The 17,982-nt window shown below is 71.4% G+C and carries 16 protein-coding genes; 14 read left to right on the plus strand and 2 right to left on the minus strand.

The window, feature by feature from the left end:
- Together QT381_RS08720 and QT381_RS08725 are read right to left on the minus strand one after the other, a co-directional pair.
- The coding region (locus QT381_RS08720; protein WP_502877484.1) for a hypothetical protein at positions 1-445 on the minus strand (445 nt) is incomplete at its 3' end.
- 319 nt (positions 446-764) lie between these two features.
- Positions 765-1,202, minus strand: a complete 438-nt coding sequence (locus QT381_RS08725) for a hotdog fold thioesterase (RefSeq protein ID WP_502877485.1) — start codon at positions 1,200-1,202, stop codon at positions 765-767.
- 60 nt (positions 1,203-1,262) lie between these two features.
- On the opposite strand from QT381_RS08725, the gene polA reads away from it, so the two are divergent.
- From polA to QT381_RS08795, 14 genes are all read left to right on the plus strand, one after another.
- On the plus strand, positions 1,263-3,935 hold the full coding sequence (gene polA, locus QT381_RS08730) for a DNA polymerase I (protein ID WP_289248517.1): 2,673 nt from the start codon (positions 1,263-1,265) through the stop codon (positions 3,933-3,935).
- 146 nt (positions 3,936-4,081) lie between these two features.
- Entirely contained in the window at positions 4,082-4,843 is a 762-nt protein-coding gene (locus tag QT381_RS08735; protein ID WP_289248518.1) for a DeoR/GlpR family DNA-binding transcription regulator, read from the plus strand.
- Positions 4,840-5,793 carry a 1-phosphofructokinase family hexose kinase gene (locus tag QT381_RS08740; RefSeq protein WP_289248519.1) on the plus strand — a complete coding sequence of 318 codons (954 nt, stop codon included), beginning with the start codon at positions 4,840-4,842 and terminating at the stop codon, positions 5,791-5,793. The genes QT381_RS08735 and QT381_RS08740 overlap by 4 nt, the downstream gene beginning before the upstream one ends.
- 66 nt (positions 5,794-5,859) lie before the next feature.
- On the plus strand, positions 5,860-7,119 hold the full coding sequence (locus QT381_RS08745) for a PTS transporter subunit EIIC (protein ID WP_289248520.1): 1,260 nt from the start codon (positions 5,860-5,862) through the stop codon (positions 7,117-7,119).
- Positions 7,120-7,164: 45 nt separating this feature from the next.
- A complete protein-coding gene (locus QT381_RS08750) occupies positions 7,165-7,473 on the plus strand; it encodes a PTS sugar transporter subunit IIBC family protein (protein WP_289248521.1) in 309 nt (102 codons plus the stop codon).
- A gap of 2 nt (positions 7,474-7,475) precedes the next feature.
- Positions 7,476-7,949, plus strand: a complete 474-nt coding sequence (locus QT381_RS08755) for a PTS mannitol transporter subunit IIA (protein WP_289248522.1) — start codon at positions 7,476-7,478, stop codon at positions 7,947-7,949.
- Positions 7,950-7,957: 8 nt separating this feature from the next.
- Positions 7,958-8,998, plus strand: coding sequence for a zinc-dependent dehydrogenase (locus tag QT381_RS08760; protein ID WP_289248523.1), 1,041 nt, complete (start codon positions 7,958-7,960; stop codon positions 8,996-8,998).
- A 42-nt stretch (positions 8,999-9,040) separates the two neighbouring features.
- The gene (locus QT381_RS08765; protein WP_289248524.1) at positions 9,041-9,310 is read left to right on the plus strand and encodes an HPr family phosphocarrier protein; all 270 of its coding nucleotides are present in this window, start codon (positions 9,041-9,043) and stop codon (positions 9,308-9,310) included.
- Positions 9,311-9,568: 258 nt separating this feature from the next.
- A complete protein-coding gene (locus QT381_RS08770) occupies positions 9,569-11,245 on the plus strand; it encodes a DUF885 domain-containing protein (protein ID WP_289248525.1) in 1,677 nt (558 codons plus the stop codon).
- Positions 11,246-11,299: 54 nt separating this feature from the next.
- On the plus strand, positions 11,300-11,896 hold the full coding sequence (locus QT381_RS08775) for a DUF1731 domain-containing protein (protein ID WP_289248526.1): 597 nt from the start codon (positions 11,300-11,302) through the stop codon (positions 11,894-11,896).
- Between the two features lie 153 nt (positions 11,897-12,049).
- Positions 12,050-13,492 (plus strand): 30S ribosomal protein S1, encoded by a 1,443-nt coding sequence (gene rpsA / locus QT381_RS08780; RefSeq protein WP_289248527.1) that lies wholly within the window; start codon positions 12,050-12,052, stop codon positions 13,490-13,492.
- Between the two features lie 97 nt (positions 13,493-13,589).
- Positions 13,590-14,183, plus strand: a complete 594-nt coding sequence (gene coaE / locus QT381_RS08785; protein WP_289248528.1) for a dephospho-CoA kinase — start codon at positions 13,590-13,592, stop codon at positions 14,181-14,183.
- A 97-nt stretch (positions 14,184-14,280) separates the two neighbouring features.
- The gene (uvrB, locus tag QT381_RS08790) at positions 14,281-16,350 is read left to right on the plus strand and encodes an excinuclease ABC subunit UvrB (RefSeq protein ID WP_289248529.1); all 2,070 of its coding nucleotides are present in this window, start codon (positions 14,281-14,283) and stop codon (positions 16,348-16,350) included.
- 323 nt (positions 16,351-16,673) lie between these two features.
- Positions 16,674-17,912, plus strand: coding sequence for a CDP-glycerol glycerophosphotransferase family protein (locus QT381_RS08795; RefSeq protein WP_289248530.1), 1,239 nt, complete (start codon positions 16,674-16,676; stop codon positions 17,910-17,912).
- The last annotated feature ends 70 nt before the right edge of the window (positions 17,913-17,982 follow it).

Genomic DNA, 17,982 nt, shown 5'->3' on the forward strand with positions numbered 1-17,982 from the left:
TCGCGGCGATCACCACCAGGCGAGCCGCGGCATCCGTCAGATCATCCGCGGCGACACTGCTCGAGGGTGCGCCGAGCCCGCTGCCGATCGCGGCCGCGGCCGCGACTCCCACGGTGCCCTCGGCGACCGCTGCCGCGACGGGCGCAAGCCACGGCGACGCGCCGGTCAGGATCGCGCCCGCACCCACCAGTGCCCGGGCGTCGGCGGCCGACACCCCGGCCGTGCGCTGCACGAGCCGGTCGGCGGTGCGCTCGCCCATCCGCTGCGCAAGGCCGGCGTGGCCGCGCTCACGATCCGAACGCCGCGCGACCTCCGCCGCGACGAGCGCGAGACCACGATCGATCTCACGGCGCACCGCCACCAGCCGGGCCTGCGCGTCGAGCACCTCGTCATCGGACATGCTCACCAGCCGCGCCGGATCCGGGATCACGAGGTTCGGTGTCATGACCCCATCCTCCCCAACACTCGAACACCCGTTCGAGTCCACGCGAAGAATGTGGAGAACCCCGAAGAACCCCAGCCTGTGGAGAACCCCCACAGACGAGAACCCGCGCCACGCGACGCGTAGCGACGCCGCGGTGGCCAGCGGCAGCCACACCACCACCGGATGCCGGCCACACCACCACCGGCAAGCCGGCCACTCCACGACCGGCAAGCGGGCCACGTCACCACCGGCGATCCACCTCGCTCACTGGATGCGGCGGTCCGGGCCGCCCGGCGGGACGAGCCGACCCCCGCTCAGCGCTCCGCGGAGCGCAGGTAGCTCAGCGCTCCGCGGAGCGCAGATAGTTCGTCATCCGCACGGTCGAGAGGCGGCGCCCCTCGTCGTCGCGCATGACGATCTCGTGGGTCGCGAGCGTGCGGCCGAGCACGAGCGCCTCGCAGGTGCCCGTCACCCACCCGCTCGTCACCGAGCGCGAGTGCGTCGCGTTGATCTCGATGCCGACCGCGAAGCGTCCGGGCCCGGCGTGGATGGCCGAGGAGATCGATCCGAGCGACTCGCCGAGCACGACGTGCGCGCCGCCGTGCAGCAGCCCGATGACCTGCGTGTTGCCCTCGACGGGCATCCGGGCGATCGAGTGCTCGGCCGACAGGGAGACGAACTCGATGCCCATCTTCACGGCCAGCTCGCCGCCCGCGGTGGTCACCAGTCGCTCGACGAGCTCGGGGTCCATGTCCGCCGGGAAGGTGGTCATCGGCATCCGTTTCGGCTCGAGATCGGGGCCCGGAGGGCTGTCGGATGCCGCGGCTAGGCTGGCTCCGTGTCGGACCCCGCCAAGCCTACCCTCCTGCTCGTCGACGGCCATTCGCTGGCGTTCCGCGCGTTCTACGCCCTCCCGGTGGACTCGTTCGTCACGCGCGACGGGCAGCACACGAACGCCATCCACGGCTTCATCGCGATGCTCATCAACCTGCTCAAGGCCGAGAAGCCGAGCCACATCGCGGTGGCGTTCGACATCTCGCGGTACTCGTTCCGCACCCGGGAGTACGCGGACTACAAGGGCACCCGCGGCGAGACGCCTCCCGAGTTCGGCGGTCAGGTTCCGCTGCTCGAGGAGGTGCTCAAGGCGATGAGCATCGCGACGCTCTCCAAGGAGGACTTCGAGGCCGACGACATCCTCGCGACCCTCGCCCGCCAGGGTGCGGAGCAGGGCTTCCGGGTGCTCGTGGTGTCGGGCGACCGCGACAGCCTGCAGCTCGTGACCGACGACGTCACGGTGCTCTACCCGAACGTGCGCGGCGTCTCCGAGCTCAAGGTGTACGACCGCGCCGCGGTGATCGAGCGCTACGGCATCGAGCCGCACCAGTACCCGGAGGTCGCCGCGCTCGTGGGCGAGACGAGCGACAACCTGATCGGCATCGACAAGGTCGGCGAGAAGACCGCCGTGAAGTGGGTGCAGAAGTACGGCTCGGTCGACGAGATCGTCGCGCACGCCGACGAGATCACCGGCGTCGTCGGCAACAACCTGCGCGAGCAGAAGGAGCGCGCACTGCTCAACCGGCGGCTCAACCGGCTCGTCACCGACGTCGTGCTGCCGTACGGCCCCGCCGACCTCGAGCGCGCCGCGATGGACGAGGGCGCCGTGCGGGAGATCTTCGACCGGCTGCAGTTCCGCACGCTGCAGGAGCGCGTCATCGCCCTCGCGACCGAGGAGGGCTGGCTCGACGGCGCGAGCGCGTCGCCCGTCGCGACCGTGCGCGAGAACGTCGAGCCGACCGTGCGCACGCTCGTCGACGAGGAGCTCGCCGGCTGGATCGAACGCGTCACCGACGGCGGCACCCTGCCGCTCGGTCTGCGCATCGAGACGATCAACGGACAGCTCACCGGACTCGGCCTGGCCAGTCGCGACGACTCGGCGTTCGTGCCGTGGGCCGCGGACCGTCCCGACTACGCGGCGCTCGAGAGCTGGCTCGCCTCGGGCGCACCGAAGATCGTGCAGGGCGCGAAGCGCCTCACCCGGGTGCTCGGCGCCGCCGGTCTCGCGATCGGCGGCATCGCGTTCGACACGAGCCTCGCGACCGCACTGCTGCGCCCCACGGTCAAGGTCGACGACCTCGCGACCCAGGTGTACGACGTGCTCGGCGAGACCCTGCCGCAGCCCGATCCGAACCAGCTCGTGCCCGAGGCGGATGCGATCAGCCCCGCCACCGAGGCCTGGTACGTCGTGCGGGTTGCCGACGCCCTCACCGAGCGGGTCGGTGCGGGCACGCGCGTCGTGCTCGACGAGATCGAGCTGCCCCTCGCCCCCGTGCTCGCGCGCATGGAGCTCGACGGCGTCGCGGTCGACCGCCACGGGCTGCAGGCGCTCTCGGCCGAGCTCGGCGCGACCGCCGAGCAGCTCGCGCAGAGCGCGTACGCCGAGCTCGGCCGCGAGGTGAACCTCGGCAGCCCCAAGCAGCTGCAGGAGGTGCTCTTCGACCAGCTCGGGATGCCGAAGACGCGCGCCACGAAGACCGGGTACTCCACCGACGCCGGTGCGCTCGCCGACCTGCAGGAGCAGAGCCCGCATCCGTTCCTCGACCTGCTGCTGCAGCACCGCGACGCGACGAAGATCAAGCAGATCACGGATGCGATCGAGAAGGCGGTCGCCGCCGACGGCCGCGTGCACACCACCTACGACCAGACCGGCGCGGCGACCGGGCGGGTCTCGTCGAACGATCCCAACCTGCAGAACATCCCGATCCGCACCGAGGTCGGCCGCCGCATCCGGGGCGCGTTCGTGCCGGGCCCGGGCTTCGAGACGCTGCTCACCGCCGACTACTCGCAGATCGAGATGCGCATCATGGCGCACCTGTCGGGCGACGAGGGGCTCATCGCGGCGTTCACGGCGGGGGAGGACCTGCACCGCTTCGTCGGCGCGCGCGTGTTCGGCGTCGACCCGGCGGATGTCACCCCGGCGATGCGCACGAAGGTCAAGGCGATGTCGTACGGCCTCGCCTACGGCCTCAGCGCGTTCGGGCTCTCCAAGCAGCTGCGCATCGAGACCGCGGAGGCGCGCGAGCTGATGACCGACTACTTCGCCCGGTTCGGCGCCGTGCGCGACTACCTGCGCAACGTCGTCGAGCAGGCGCGCGTCGACGGCTACACCGAGACGATCTTCGGCCGCCGCCGGCCGTTCCCCGATCTGTCGAGCCCGAACCGCGTGCTGCGCGAGAACGCCGAGCGGCAGGCGCTCAACTCGCCGATCCAGGGCTCGGCGGCCGACATCATCAAGCGCGCCATGATCGGCGTCGACGCGGATCTGCGCGCGCAGGGCCTCGCCTCGCGGCTGCTGCTGCAGGTGCACGACGAGCTCGTGCTCGAGGTCGCGGACGGCGAGCTCGACGCGCTGCGGGCGATCGTCGTCGACCGGATGTCGCACGCGGCCGACCTCACGGTGCCGCTCGACGTGCAGGTCGGCACCGGGCCGAACTGGGACGCCGCCGGCCACTGATCTCGCGGGCGGCGCCCGAGCCGGGGCGACCCGGACACGCTCGGACATCGCATGTCCGAATGAACTTGACACTCGGACACAAACGGGCCAACCTGGGACCGATCCCACAGGAGTGGGTGTCCGAAGGCCGAGCGACGAGGGTCGGGATGTACGCACCGGAGCGCCACGCGCAGATCGTGGAGACCGCCAGGTCCCGCGGCCGCGTCGAGGTGACGGAGCTCGCCCGCGACCTCTCGGTGACCCCCGAGACCGTGCGGCGAGACCTCACCGCGCTCGAGCGCCGAGGCGTCGTCCGCCGCGTGCACGGCGGCGCGATCCCGGTCGAGCGGCTCGGCTTCGAGCCCGCCGTCGCCGACCGCGAGACGCAGCACGCCTCGCAGAAGGACCGCATCGCCCGCGCGGCCCTCGACGAGCTGCCCGACGGCGGATCGATCGTGCTCGACGCCGGCACGACCACGGCACGGATGGCGCAGCTGCTGCCCGACGACCGCGAGCTCACCGTCGTCACCCACTCGATCCCGGTCGCGACCGCGCTCATGAACCGCCGCAACATCACCCTGCACCTGCTCGGCGGCGTCGTGCGCCCGCGCACGCTCGCCGCGGTCGGGGAGTGGACCCGGGCCCAGGCCGCCGAGTTCTTCGCCGACGTCTCGTTCATGGGCATGAACGCCGTGAGCGTCGAGCGCGGCCTGACGACGCCCGATGTCGCCGAGGCGGCGATCAAGCGCGCGCTCATCCAGGCCGCGCGCCGTACGGTCGTGCTCGCCGACCACACCAAGTTCGGCCGCGAGGACTTCGCCCGCGTCGCACCGCTCAGCGCGGTCGACACGATCGTGACGGATGCCGGACTCGACGCCGAGCTCGCCGAGGACATCGAGAACTGCGGACCCCGGGTGGTGCTGGTGTGATCGTCACCCTGACCCTCAATCCGAGCCTGGACCGCACGCTCGAGGTCGAGTCCCTCGACCGCGGAGCGATCCTGCGCACCGGCACGCCGAGCCTCGACGCGGGCGGCAAGGGCGTCAACGTGACGCGCGCGCTCGCGGCCAACGGCATCCCGAGCGTCGCCGTCGTGCCGGTCGGCGGCCTCGAGGGCGCGGAGCTCGTGCGCCTGCTCGAACGCGACGGCGTCGAGGCGCGCACCGTGCCGGTCGCCACGCGCACCCGCTCCAACATCGCGCTCGTCGAGCCCGACGGCACCGTCACGAAGATCAACGAGCCCGGCTCGCCCGTGACCGACGCCGAGCTCGGGGCGCTCGTCGCGGCGGTCGTCGCGGTCACCGGGGCGAACGACTGGGTCGTCGTGAGCGGCAGCCTCGCGCCGGGAACGGATGTCGCGCAGCTCGCGACGGTCACGACGGCCGTGACCGCGGCGGGCGCCCACCTCGCGGTGGACACCAGCGGCGACGCGCTGCGCGCCGCCGTCGAGGTGGCACCGCGCCTCGTGAAGCCCAACCGGGAGGAGCTCGGCGACCTGATCGGCCGGGACCTCGGCTCGATCGCCGAGGTCGTCGAGGCGGCCGAGTGGGTGCGCGACGCGGGCGTCGAGCAGGTGCTCGTCTCGCTCGGCGCCGACGGCGCCGTGCTCGTCACCCCCGACGGCGTGATCGTCGGCGAGTCGACGGTCGTCGTGCCGCGCAGCGCGGTCGGCGCCGGCGACTGCTTCCTCGCCGGCTACCTCCAGCGTCTCGAACGCGATCCGGCCGATCCGGCCAGCGCGCTCCTCGATGCCCTCGCCTGGGGCGCCGCCGCCGCGGCGCTCCCGGGAACGTCGGTCCCCGCGCCCGCGGAGATCGCCCGTGCAGACGTCCGGCTGGTGCGGCGACCAGACCCGGATCGGCCGCTCCTGACCGGCTAGCTCCACCCCCGCCCACCGAACAACCCGAATCCGATACCGATCCCTCGTTACGAAGGAGTACCGCAGATGTCCGCTTATACCCCGCCCGTCACCGGCACGGGAGGCCGCGCGCGCGTCCAGCGCGCCGGCGCGTTCCTCGCCGGCATGGTGATGCCGAACCTCGGGGCGTTCATCGCCTTCGGCCTCATCACCGCCCTGTTCATCGACACCGGCTGGGTCAACTACGCCACGGGTCACGTCGTCGACGGCAAGCCCGTGGACACGCTGACCTGGACCACCCAGATCGCGACCGTCGTCGGACCGCTCATCAACATCCTGGTGCCGATCCTCATCGGCTACACCGGCGGCAAGAACGTCTACGAGACGCGCGGAGCGGTCGTCGGCGCCGTCGCGACGATCGGCGTCATGCTCGCGCCCGTCGCGCTGCAGCTCACGCCGATCTCGCTCAACGGCGAGGAGACCACCGCACCGGCCAGCATCGCCGAGATCGGTCCGGCGATCCTCGGCGCGTTCGTCGTCGGCCCGCTCGCGGCCTGGTTGCTCAAGAAGTGGGACAGCGTCATCGCGGGCAAGATCCGCGGCGGCTTCGAGATGCTCGTCGACAACTTCTCCGCGGGCATCATCGGCGGCATCCTGGCGATCTTCGGCATCTACGTCGTCGGCCCGCTCACCTACTGGCTCACCCAGGGCATCGGCTGGCTCGTCAACGAGCTCGTGAAGATCCACCTGCTGCCGGTCGTCTCGATCCTCGTCGAGCCCGCGAAGGTGCTGTTCCTCAACAACGCCATCAACCACGGCGTGTTCACCCCGATCGGCTCGGAGCAGGCCGGCCAGGCCGGCCAGTCGATCCTGTTCATGATCGAGTCGAACCCCGGCCCGGGCCTCGGCATCCTCACCGCGATGCTGCTGTTCGGCCCGCGCGCCGTGCGCCCGACCGTGCCCGCCGCCATGGTCGTGCACTTCCTCGGCGGCATCCACGAGATCTACTTCCCCTACGTGCTCATGAAGCCGATCCTCGTCATCGCGGCGATCGCCGGCGGCGCGACGGGCGTGCTGTGGGAGTCGATCTTCGGGCTCGGCCTGCGCGCGCCCGCGTCACCTGGCAGCATCATCGCGTGGCTGTTCGTGTCGCCGCCGAATGAGATCCTGCTCATCGTCATCGGCGTCATCCTGTCCGCCGCGGTCTCGGCCGTCGTCGGCTTCCTGCTCCTCGGCTTCGGCCGCCGGGAGAAGGAGGAGGGCAGCGCGTCCGACCTCGAGGCCGCGCGCGCCCAGAGCGCCGCGAACAAGGCCGCGAGCAAGAATCAGCCGACCGCCTCGGCGTAATCTGCCCAGCATCCGTTCATCCAGCACCTCTCTAAGGAGAACACCATGGCCACTCTCGACGGCTCCAGCGTCAAGAAGCTCATCGTCGCGTGCGACGCGGGCATGGGGTCGAGCGTCATGCTCGCCTCGACGCTCAAGAAGCAGCTGAAGGGGAACGACGTGATCGTCGAGCACTCGCCCGTCGCCACCATCCCGCAGGACGCGGATGTCGTGGTCACCCAGGCGAGCCTCGCCGACCGCGCGCGCGGCGTGGTGCCGAACGTGCCCGTGGTGCCGTTCAACCTCTTCCTCGGCGACCCCGCCGTGACGCGGGTGGTCAAGGCCATCCAGTCCGGCGACTCGATCGAGGTGTGACGATGTCGGAGACCACCACGCCCCTCACCGATCTGCTCGCGGAGTCCTCCATCCAGCTCGACGCGCACGCGTCGAGCAAGGAGGACGCCGTCGAGCAGGCCGGCGCCGCGCTGCTCGCGGCCGGCGCGATCGATGCGAGCTACATCGACGCGATGCTGCAGCGCGAGGCATCCGTCTCCACCTTCGTCGGCGAGGGGGTCGCCATCCCGCACGGCACCCTCGCCGGCAAGGAGGCGGTCAAGCGCGACGCGCTCGTGCTGCTGCGGTTCCCCGACGGGGTCGACTGGGACGGCAACGAGGTGAAGATCGCGATCGGCATCGCGGCCAAGGGCAACGGGCACATCGCCCTGCTCTCGCAGCTCGCGTCGATCCTGCTCGAGCCCGAGAAGGCGGCCGCGCTGCGCGAGGCCACGACCACGCAGGCGGTGTACGAACTCCTCGCGAGCGAGGACGACGACGACGACGCGAACGGCTAGCCGCACGCGTGAAGGTCGCGAGATTCTATGCACCCGGCGACATCCGCCTCGAGGACGCTCCGGAGCCCGGAGCGTCCTCGGGCGAGGTGAAGCTCCGGGTGCGGGCCTGCTCGACGTGCGGCACCGACGTGAAGATCCGCGCGTCGGGCCACCCCCGGATGTCGGCCCCGCAGGTGATGGGGCACGAGATCGCGGGGGAGATCGTCGACGTCGGCCCGGGCGTCGACGACTGGTCCGTCGGCGACCGGGTGCAGGTCATCGCGGCCATCCCCGACGGCGAGTGCGTCGAGTGCCGGTCCGGCCACCCCACGGTGTGCCGCGACCAGCTCTCGATGGGGTACCAGTTCCCCGGCGGCTTCGCCGAATACCTGATCGTGCCGAGCGCCGTGCTCGCCGTGGACGGCCTCACCCGCATCCCGGACGGGCTGTCGTTCGCGGAGGCCTCGCTCGCCGAGCCGCTCGCGTGCGTGCTGAACGGACAGGAGATCGCGCGGGTCGGCGCCGGTGACACGGTCGTCGTCGTCGGCTCCGGCCCGATCGGCTGCCTGCACGTGCGTCTCGCGCGGGCGCGCGGCGCGGCCCGCGTCATCCTCGTCGACCTCAACGCCGCGCGGCTGGCACGCGCCGCCGCGCTCGTGCACCCGGATGCGGTGATCGCCGCCGAGCACGACGACCCGGTCGACGCCGTGCTCGCCGCCACCGGCGGACGGGGCGCGGACGTCGTCATCACCGCCGCCGCGAGCGGTGCGGCCCAGGAGCAGGGACTGCGGATGCTCGCCCCGCGCGGCCGGCTGAGCCTGTTCGGCGGGCTCCCGAAGGACCGCCCCACCATCGACGTCGACGCGAACCTCGTGCACTACCGCGAGCTCTCGATCGTCGGCGTGAACGGGTCGAGCCCCGAGCACAACAAGCGGGCGCTCGACCTCATCGCCTCGGGTCTCGTGCCCGTCGCCGACCTCATCACGCATCGCCTCCCGCTCGACCGCGTGCTCGACGCCCTCGACATCGTCGAGCGCGGCGAAGCGATCAAGGTCACCATCGAGCCCTGAACCATTCCCGAAGACCCCCCCACCACCGAAGGAGAAACCCCCATGGCAGAGCGCACCGTCACCGTCGCCTCGAGCGTCGGACTGCACGCCCGCCCCGCGTCGCTGTTCGCCCAGGCCGCCGCGAAGGCCGGCGTCCCGGTGAGCCTCACGTCCGCCGCCGGAAAGAGCGTCAACGCCGCGAGCATCCTCGGGGTGCTCTCGCTCGGCATCGGCCACGGCGAGACGGTCACGATCAGCGCGGACGGGGACGGGGCGGATGCCGCGCTCGACTCGCTCGCGGAGCTGCTGAACACCGACCTCGACAAGGAGTAGGCACCCCGTTCACTGGCCGAGGAGCCCGCGAGCGCAGCAGCCTCTTCCGCTGGTTGAGGAGCCCGCGAGCGCAGCCTCTTCCGCTGGTTGAGGAGCCCGCGAGCGCAGCGAGTCGGCGTCTCGAAACCGCCGCGCAGACCCCCCGTCCGCTGGTTGAGGAGCCCGCGAGCGCAGCGAGTCGGCGTCTCGAAACCCCGCTCACGACCACCGCGACGGCCCGCCCCCTGAACGGGGCGGGCCGTCGCTATCGTGGGAGGCATGACGGACACCCCCGCACGCATCCCCACTCCCATCGATGCCATCGCCGAGCGCTGGGTCGACACGGTCGCCGACCTGCTCCCCGAGGTGGGCGTCTACATCGGACGCCAGAGCCGGCCGGGGGAGTACTCCGACCTGTCGCCCGCCGGCGCCGACGCACGGGCCGACGCCGCGCGGGCCGTCCTGACCGAGCTGCGCGCCGCGGAGCCGGTCGATGAGGTGGACCGCATCACGAAGCTCGACCTCGAGCGCGACCTCGCCCTCGAGCTGGAGAGGCACGACGCGCGACTGAACATGCGGGACGTCTCCGTACTCGCCTCGCCCGCCCAGGAGATCCGCGAGGTGTTCGACCTGGAGGCCACCGACACGGTGGCCGACTGGGAGGTCGTCGGCCGCCGGCTGCACAACGTGCGGGGCGCGATCGACGGGTACATCGAGTCGCTCCGCGAGGGCATCCGCCAGGGCGTGGTGCCGGCGCGCCGGCAGGTCGCCCAGGTGATCACGCAGGCGGAGCGCACCGCGGCATCCGACGGCTTCTTCACCGACCTGACCAGCGACCCGCGCGCGGGCGACGAGGCCGTGCCCGCGGCGCTCGCGGCCGACCTCGTCGCGGGGGCCGAGGAGGCGCGCGCCGCCTACGGCACGCTCATCGGGTTCCTGCGCGACGAGCTCGCGCCCGCCGCCGGCGAGCAGGACGCGGTCGGCCGCGAGCACTACGCGCTCGCATCGCGCTACTTCCTGGGTGCGACGGTCGACCTCGACGAGACGTACGAGTGGGGCCTCGAGGAGCTCGCGCGCATGGTCGCCGAGCAGGAGTCGATCGCGAACGAGATCCGTCCCGGCGCGACCGTCGAGGAGGCGATCGCATTGCTCGACGAGGACCCGGCGCGCAAGCTGCACGGCACCGAGGCGCTCAAGACCTGGATGCAGGAGACGAGCGACCGGGCGGTGGCCGACCTCGCGGCGAGCCATTTCGACATCCCGGAGCCCGTGCGCCGGCTCGAGTGCCTCATCGCGCCGAGCCAGGACGGCATCATCTACTACACCGGTCCGACCGACGACTTCTCGCGCCCCGGCCGGATGTGGTGGAGCGTGCCGCCGGGCGTCACCGAGTTCAACACCTGGCGCGAGCTGACCACCGTGTACCACGAGGGCGTGCCGGGCCACCACCTGCAGATCGGGCAGGCGGTCTACAACCGCGCGAGCCTCAACGCGTGGCGCCGCACGCTCGCCGGCACGTCGGGCCACGCGGAGGGCTGGGCGCTCTACGCCGAGCGCCTCATGGAGCAGCTCGGCTACCTCGACGACCCGGCCGACCGGCTCGGCATGCTCGACGGACAGCGGATGCGCGCGGCGCGCGTCGTGCTCGACATCGGCGTGCACCTCGGCAAGCCCCGGCCCGACGGCGAAGGCATCTGGACCGGCGACTGGGCGTTCGAGTTCTTCGCCCGGCACGTGCACATGAGCCAGGGCTTCATCGACTTCGAGGTCAACCGCTACCTCGGCTGGCCGGGACAGGCGCCGTCCTACAAGATCGGCCAGCGCATCTGGGAGCAGCTGCGCGACGAGGTCGCGGAGCGCGAGGGCGACGCGTTCGACATCAAGGCGTTCCACAAGCGCGCCCTCGACATCGGCGGCGTCGGCCTCGACACCCTGCGCACGGCGCTGCTCGACTGACCCGCGCCCCGCTGACCGCGGCCGTCCAGCGCTGAGACGACGCATCCGGTCGGTATGGCCGCCTACCGCCCGGATGCGTCGGTCGAGGTCGCGCGGGCCTGGGAGCGCGCATTCTTCGACCCCCGCCTGCCCGCGACCCGCCGCGTCGCCCTGCGCATGGCGATCGTGCTCGGCGACGGGAGCGCGCTCACCCCGCTCGTGAATCTCGCGCGCGTCGGTCTCGGGGGCTCGCACCTCGACGGTCCATGGCCCGGATCGCGGGACAAGCGGGACGCGGGCGCACACCACGTGTGGCGCCACACGCACGGACACCAGCGGTTCAGCTGGGTGCACCTCGACGACGTCGTGCGCGCTGTGAGCTTCATCGCGGCATCCGACCTCGAAGGCGTCGTCACCATCGCAGCGCCCGGAACGACGGATGATGCGAGCCTCATGCGCGCCCTGCGTCGCATCCTCGGTGTTCCCGTCGGTCTGCCCTTGCCGAGGCCGCTGCTCGAGCTCGGGTCGGTCGCCCTGCGCACCGAGGTCGAGCTGCTGCTCAAGAGCCGGTGGGTCGTGCCGGAACGCCTCGAGGCGGCGGGGTTCCGCTTCGCATTCCCCGAGATCGAGGGCGCATTGCGCGACCTGCTCTCTCGTCCGCCGGGAAGGTAGCGCGGGTTCCGTGCGTTAGGTAAGCTGAAGGGTCGCATTTCTGCGACATCCCATATCCGCATGCCCTCCGCGGAATCCACACGCTCGCGATCCTCGGGTCGAGGCGTGTTCGCGCGGGCCCGATACACAACCACCGAAAGCACACTCAACTACATGACTCTCGTCTCGCCTGCCAAGGCACCCAAGCAGGTCGCCATCAACGACATCGGATCTGCTGAAGACTTTCTCGCCGCCGTCGAGAAGACACTGAAGTTCTTCAACGACGGAGACCTCATCGAGGGCACCGTCGTCAAGATCGACCGCGACGAGGTGCTCCTCGACGTCGGCTACAAGACCGAGGGCGTCATCCCCTCGCGCGAGCTCTCGATCAAGCACGACGTCGACCCCACCGAGGTCGTCCAGGTCGGCGACTCCGTCGAGGCCCTCGTCCTCCAGAAGGAGGACAAGGAAGGCCGCCTCATCCTGTCCAAGAAGCGCGCGCAGTACGAGCGCGCGTGGGGCGACGTGGAGAAGATCAAGGAGAACGACGGCGTCGTGACCGGTTCGGTCATCGAGGTCGTCAAGGGCGGCCTCATCGTCGACATCGGCCTCCGCGGCTTCCTCCCGGCTTCACTCATCGAGCTCCGTCGGGTGCGCGACCTCACGCCGTACCTCGGGCAGGAGATCGAGGCGAAGATCCTCGAGCTCGACAAGAACCGCAACAACGTCGTGCTCTCGCGCCGCGCGCTCCTCGAGCAGACGCAGTCGGAGAGCCGCTCGACCTTCCTCGCGAACCTCGCCAAGGGCCAGGTGCGCAAGGGCGTCGTCTCGTCGATCGTCAACTTCGGCGCCTTCGTCGACCTCGGTGGCGTGGACGGCCTCGTGCACGTCTCGGAGCTCTCGTGGAAGCACATCGAGCACGCGTCCGAGGTCGTCGAGGTCGGCCAGGAGGTCACCGTCGAGATCCTCGAGGTCGACCTCGAGCGCGAGCGCGTGTCGCTGTCGCTCAAGGCGACCCAGGAGGACCCGTGGCAGGTCTTCGCCCGCACCCACGCGATCGGACAGGTCGCGCCCGGAAAGGTCACGAAGCTCGTGCCGTTCGGCGCGTTCGTGCGCGTCGCGGACGGCATCGAGGGCCTCGTGCACATCTCGGAGCTCTCCGCCAAGCACGTCGAGCTCGCCGAGCAGGTCGTCTCGGTCGGCGACGAGGTGTTCGTCAAGGTCATCGACATCGACCTCGAGCGTCGCCGCATCTCGCTCAGCCTCAAGCAGGCGAACGACAACGTCGACCCCGAGGGCACTGAGTTCGACCCGGCGCTCTACGGCATGCCGACGGAGTACGACGAGCAGGGCAACTACAAGTACCCGGAGGGCTTCGACCCCGAGACGGGCGAGTGGCTCGAGGGCTTCGACGAGCAGCGTGCGAAGTGGGAGGCCGACTACGCGGCCGCCCAGGCCCGCTGGGAGGCGCACAAGGCGCAGGTCGCCGCATCCCTCGTCGAGGACCCGGCCGACAGCAACTTCGGCGGCGCGTTCTCGACCGACTCCGGCGCCGGCACCCTCGCCGACGACGAGTCCCTCGCGGCGCTGCGCGAGCGCCTGTCGTCGAACAGCTGAGTTCTCGCGCCGGCGACGGCGCGGCTCGACCGGAGGGCCGGTCCCCGTCCTGCAGCACGCAGGCCGGGGGCCGGCCCTCCGGCGTTAGCCTGGACGCGTGTACCAGATCGCGCTGACCGGGGGAGTCGCGGCCGGCAAGTCCCTCGTCGCCCGGCGGCTCGCCGAGCTCGGCGCCGTCGTCATCGACGCCGACGTGCTCGCGCGTGAGGTCGTCGAACCCGGCACACCCGGACTCGGCGCCATCCGCGCACGGTTCGGCGACGGCGTCATCGCCGCCGACGGCTCGCTCGACCGACCCGCGCTCGGCACGATCGTGTTCGCCGACCCCGAGGCGCGCGCCGCGCTCAACGGCATCACGCATCCGGCGATCATCGCCCGCCGACGCGAGCTCATGGCCGCACTGCCCCTCGACGCCATCGTCGTGCAGGACATCCCGCTGCTCGTCGAGACCGTCCCCGACGCCCGCGAGCGCTACGACGCCGTGCTCGTCGTGCACGCCGACGAGGAGGACCGCATCGAACGGATGACGCGCGCCCGCGGCTGGACGCGCGAGGAGGCGGTGCGCCGCATCCGTTCCCAGGCCGCCGAGGAGGAGCGGCTCGCCATCGCGACCCGGGTGATCGACAACACCGGCTCCCGCGAGGCGACCCTCGCGCAGGTCGACGCGTTCTGGGACTCGATCCCGCGCTGAGCGCCCGTCACCGGGCCGTTGGTGCCGGGTCTTCCGCGCTGAGCGATCCGGCGCCGCGCGCCCGGCGGATGTCGGCGGTCGTCCGTACCCTGGGAGCATGGCGAATCCGACCCGCTCCGTGCGTCCGTTCGAGGTCGTCAGCGAGTACTCGCCGTCCGGCGACCAGCCCCAGGCGATCGAGGAGCTCGCCGCCCGCATCAACGCGGGGGAGACGGATGTCGTGCTGCTCGGCGCGACCGGCACCGGCAAGAGCGCCACGACCGCGTGGCTCATCGAGAAGGTGCAGCGGCCGACGCTCGTGCTCGCGCACAACAAGACGCTCGCGGCGCAGCTCGCGAACGAGTTCCGCGAGCTCATGCCGCACAACGCCGTCGAATACTTCGTGAGCTACTACGACTACTACCAGCCCGAGGCCTACGTGCCGCAGACGGACACTTTCATCGAGAAGGACTCGTCCGTGAACGCGGAGGTCGAGCGGCTCCGCCACTCCACCACGAACTCGCTGCTCTCGCGTCGCGACGTCGTCGTCGTCTCGACGGTGTCGTGCATCTACGGTCTCGGCGCCGCCGAGGAGTACCTCGACGCATCCGTCGCCATCCACGTCGGCGACCGCGTCCCGCGGGATGCGCTGGTGCGGCAGTTCGTCAACATGCAGTACCAGCGCAACGACATCGACTTTTCGCGCGGCAAGTTCCGCGTCCGCGGCGACACGATCGAGATCATCCCGGTCTACGAGGAGCACGCCATCCGCATCGAGATGTTCGGCGACGAGATCGAGGCGCTCTACTCGCTCAACCCGCTCACCGGCGACGTCATCAAGAGGCTCGAGGCCGTGAGCGTCTTCCCCGCGACGCACTACGCGGCCGGCACCGAGACCATGCACCGCGCGATCGGCACGATCAAGACGGAGCTCGAGCAGCGCCTCGCCGAGCTCGAGCGCCAGGGCAAGCTGCTCGAGGCGCAGCGGCTGCGGATGCGCACCACCTTCGACATCGAGATGATGGAGCAGATCGGCTTCTGCAACGGCATCGAGAACTACTCGCGCCACATCGACGGCCGCTCGCCCGGCGAGCCGCCGAACTGCCTGCTCGACTACTTCCCCGAGGACTTCCTCGTCGTCATCGACGAGTCGCACGTCACGGTGCCGCAGATCGGCGCCATGTATGAGGGCGACGCGAGCCGCAAGCGCACCCTCGTCGAGCACGGCTTCCGGCTGCCGAGCGCGCTCGACAACCGGCCGCTGACCTGGCCGGAGTTCCTCGACCGGGTCGGCCAGAAGGTGTACCTGTCGGCGACACCCGGCAAGTACGAGATGGGCATCACCGACTCGGTCGTCGAGCAGATCATCCGGCCGACCGGGCTCGTCGATCCCGAGATCGTCGTGAAGCCCACGAAGGGGCAGATCGACGACCTGCTCGAGCAGATCCGCCAGCGCGTCGAGAAGGACGAGCGCGTGCTCGTCACGACGCTCACGAAGAAGATGGCCGAGGAGCTCACCGACTACCTCGAGGAGGCCGGGGTCAAGGTGCGTTACCTGCACTCCGACGTCGACACCCTCCGCCGCGTCGAGCTGCTCACCGAGCTGCGCCAGGGGGTCTACGACGTGCTCGTCGGCATCAACCTGCTGCGGGAGGGCCTCGACCTGCCCGAGGTCTCGCTCGTCGCGATCCTCGACGCCGACAAGGAGGGCTTCCTGCGCAGCGGCACGTCGCTCATCCAGACCATCGGCCGCGCGGCGCGCAACGTCAACGGTCAGGTGCACATGTACGCCGACGTGCTCACCGACTCGATGAAGAACGCCATCGAGGAGACCGAGCGCCGCCGCGAGAAGCAGGTCGCCTACAACCTCGAGCGCGGCATCGACCCGCAGCCGCTGCGCAAGCGCATCGCCGACATCACCGACGTGCTCGCGCGCGAGGAGGCGGACACCGCGGCACTGCTCGCCGGACGCGGCGGCGGCAAGAAGTCCCCGACCCCGAACCTGCGGCGCGAGGGCAAGGCGGCCGCGGGCGCCAACGAGCTCGAGTCGCTCATCGCCGACCTCACCCAGCAGATGATGCAGGCCGCCGGCGAGCTCAAGTTCGAGCTCGCGGCCCGGCTGCGCGACGAGCTCGGCGACCTGAAGAAGGAGCTGCGGCAGATGGAGGCGGCGGGCCACCTCCGCTGAGGTGTCGGCGAGCGGCTCCCTCCGCTGGTCGAGGAGCGCGCGAGCGCAGCGAGCCCGCCCCGCTGGTCGAGGAGCGCGCGAGCGCAGCGAGCCCGCCCCCGCTGGTCGAGGAGCGCGCGAGCGCAGCGAGCCCGCCCCCGCTGGTCGAGGAGCGCGCGAGCGCAGCGAGCCCGCCCCCGCTGGTCGAGGAGCGCGCGAGCGCAGCGAGCCCGCCCCGCTGGTCGAGGAGCGCGCGAGCGCAGCGAGCCCGCGTCTCGAGACCATGCCCGCCCCGCCGGCCGAGCCTGCCGAGACCGACCGCGCCGGATCGGTAGGGTGCTGGGGTGCCTCTCGTGAGCCTTCGGCGGCGTCTGCAGTCCCGCATCCTCCGAGCGGTGCGCAGCAGCCGGTTCTTCCCGGTCGCGTGGATCGATCGTCTCGGCGACGACGACGCCCTGGCGGGCACGAGCCTCGACGCGACCGTGCTCGTCTACTTCCCCGACGCGCTCGACAGCCTCTATCAGGTGACGCCGTGGCTGCCCGCCTTCGAGGAGCTGCACGCGACCCTGCCGGTGGCCATCGCGACGCAGGACTCGCGCGTCTCGTCCCGCCTGCGCGAGCTCACCGACATCCCGGTCGCCACGATCGCGCGATACGGCACGCTCGACGATCTGCTCGGGCGCAGCGAGGTGAAGCTCGCGCTGTACGTGAGCCACGCGCCGCGCAACTTCGAGGCGCTGCGGTTCACGTCGCTCATGCACGTCTACCTCGGCCACGGCGACAGCGACAAGGGCGTGAGCGCGTCGAACCAGCTCAAGGCCTACGACTACGCATTCCTGCCCGGGGAGGCGGCCGTCGAGCGCGTCCGGCTGCGGCTGGCGAAGTACGACGTCGCCGAGCACACCAAGATCGTCGGCCAGCCGCAGAACGCGCCGCTCACCCTCGTGCCGAACCTCGACGCGCGCGTCCGCGTGCTCTACGCGCCGACCTGGGAGGGGGCCCAGCCGAGCGTCGCCTACAGCTCCGTGCTCTCGCACGGCCGCGGGCTCGTCGACGCGCTGCTCGCCGACGGGAGGTTCCGGGTCGACGTGCGACCGCATCCGCTCTCGGGCGTGACGAGCGGCGAGTACGCCGTCGCGACGCGCGCGATCACGGATGCCGTGGCCGCCGCCGGCAGCGGCAACCGCGTCATCCGCGCCGACGACGAGACGCTCGAGCAGAGCTTCGCACGCGCGGACGTGCTCATCACGGACGTCTCGGCGGTGGCGAGCGCGTGGCTGCCGACCCTGCGCCCGCTCATCGTCACGACGCCCGCGGGCGAGCAGGCGGCGGAGGCGGACGGCGGCCTGCTCGCCGCGATCCCGCGCCTCACCGCGACGGATGCCGAGCGCGCTCCCGAGATCGTCGCGGAGGTGATCGCCGCGGACGACCCGAGCGCTCGGGCGGAGCTCGTGCGCAGCTACCTCTCGGCGTTCACGCCCGACCAGTCGCGCGCGCGCTTCGTCGAGGCGTGCGTCGAGGTCGCCGCGGAGCGCGACGCGGAGCGCGCCCGCCTGCGCGCGCTCGGCGGCGGCGCGCTGTAGCCCGCGGGCCGCAGGACCCGCGCCGCTTCCCCCGCGTTCGCTGTCGGCGCGGTCGCGGCATCCGTTCTCT

Origin of the sequence: Galbitalea sp. SE-J8 (genome assembly GCF_030345695.1) — a bacterium.
Taxonomy (GTDB): Bacteria; Actinomycetota; Actinomycetes; order Actinomycetales; family Microbacteriaceae; genus JAUASV01.

Coding starts and splice junctions, on each gene's coding strand:
- QT381_RS08725 (WP_502877485.1), bottom strand. CDS start 1,202: ATGCCGATGACCACCTTCCCGGCGGACATGGACCCCGAGCTCGTCGAG.
- QT381_RS08735 (WP_289248518.1), top strand. CDS start 4,082: ATGTACGCACCGGAGCGCCACGCGCAGATCGTGGAGACCGCCAGGTCC.
- QT381_RS08745 (WP_289248520.1), top strand. CDS start 5,860: ATGTCCGCTTATACCCCGCCCGTCACCGGCACGGGAGGCCGCGCGCGC.
- QT381_RS08750 (WP_289248521.1), top strand. CDS start 7,165: ATGGCCACTCTCGACGGCTCCAGCGTCAAGAAGCTCATCGTCGCGTGC.
- QT381_RS08755 (WP_289248522.1), top strand. CDS start 7,476: ATGTCGGAGACCACCACGCCCCTCACCGATCTGCTCGCGGAGTCCTCC.
- QT381_RS08765 (WP_289248524.1), top strand. CDS start 9,041: ATGGCAGAGCGCACCGTCACCGTCGCCTCGAGCGTCGGACTGCACGCC.
- QT381_RS08770 (WP_289248525.1), top strand. CDS start 9,569: ATGACGGACACCCCCGCACGCATCCCCACTCCCATCGATGCCATCGCC.
- QT381_RS08775 (WP_289248526.1), top strand. CDS start 11,300: ATGGCCGCCTACCGCCCGGATGCGTCGGTCGAGGTCGCGCGGGCCTGG.
- rpsA (WP_289248527.1), top strand. CDS start 12,050: ATGACTCTCGTCTCGCCTGCCAAGGCACCCAAGCAGGTCGCCATCAAC.
- uvrB (WP_289248529.1), top strand. CDS start 14,281: ATGGCGAATCCGACCCGCTCCGTGCGTCCGTTCGAGGTCGTCAGCGAG.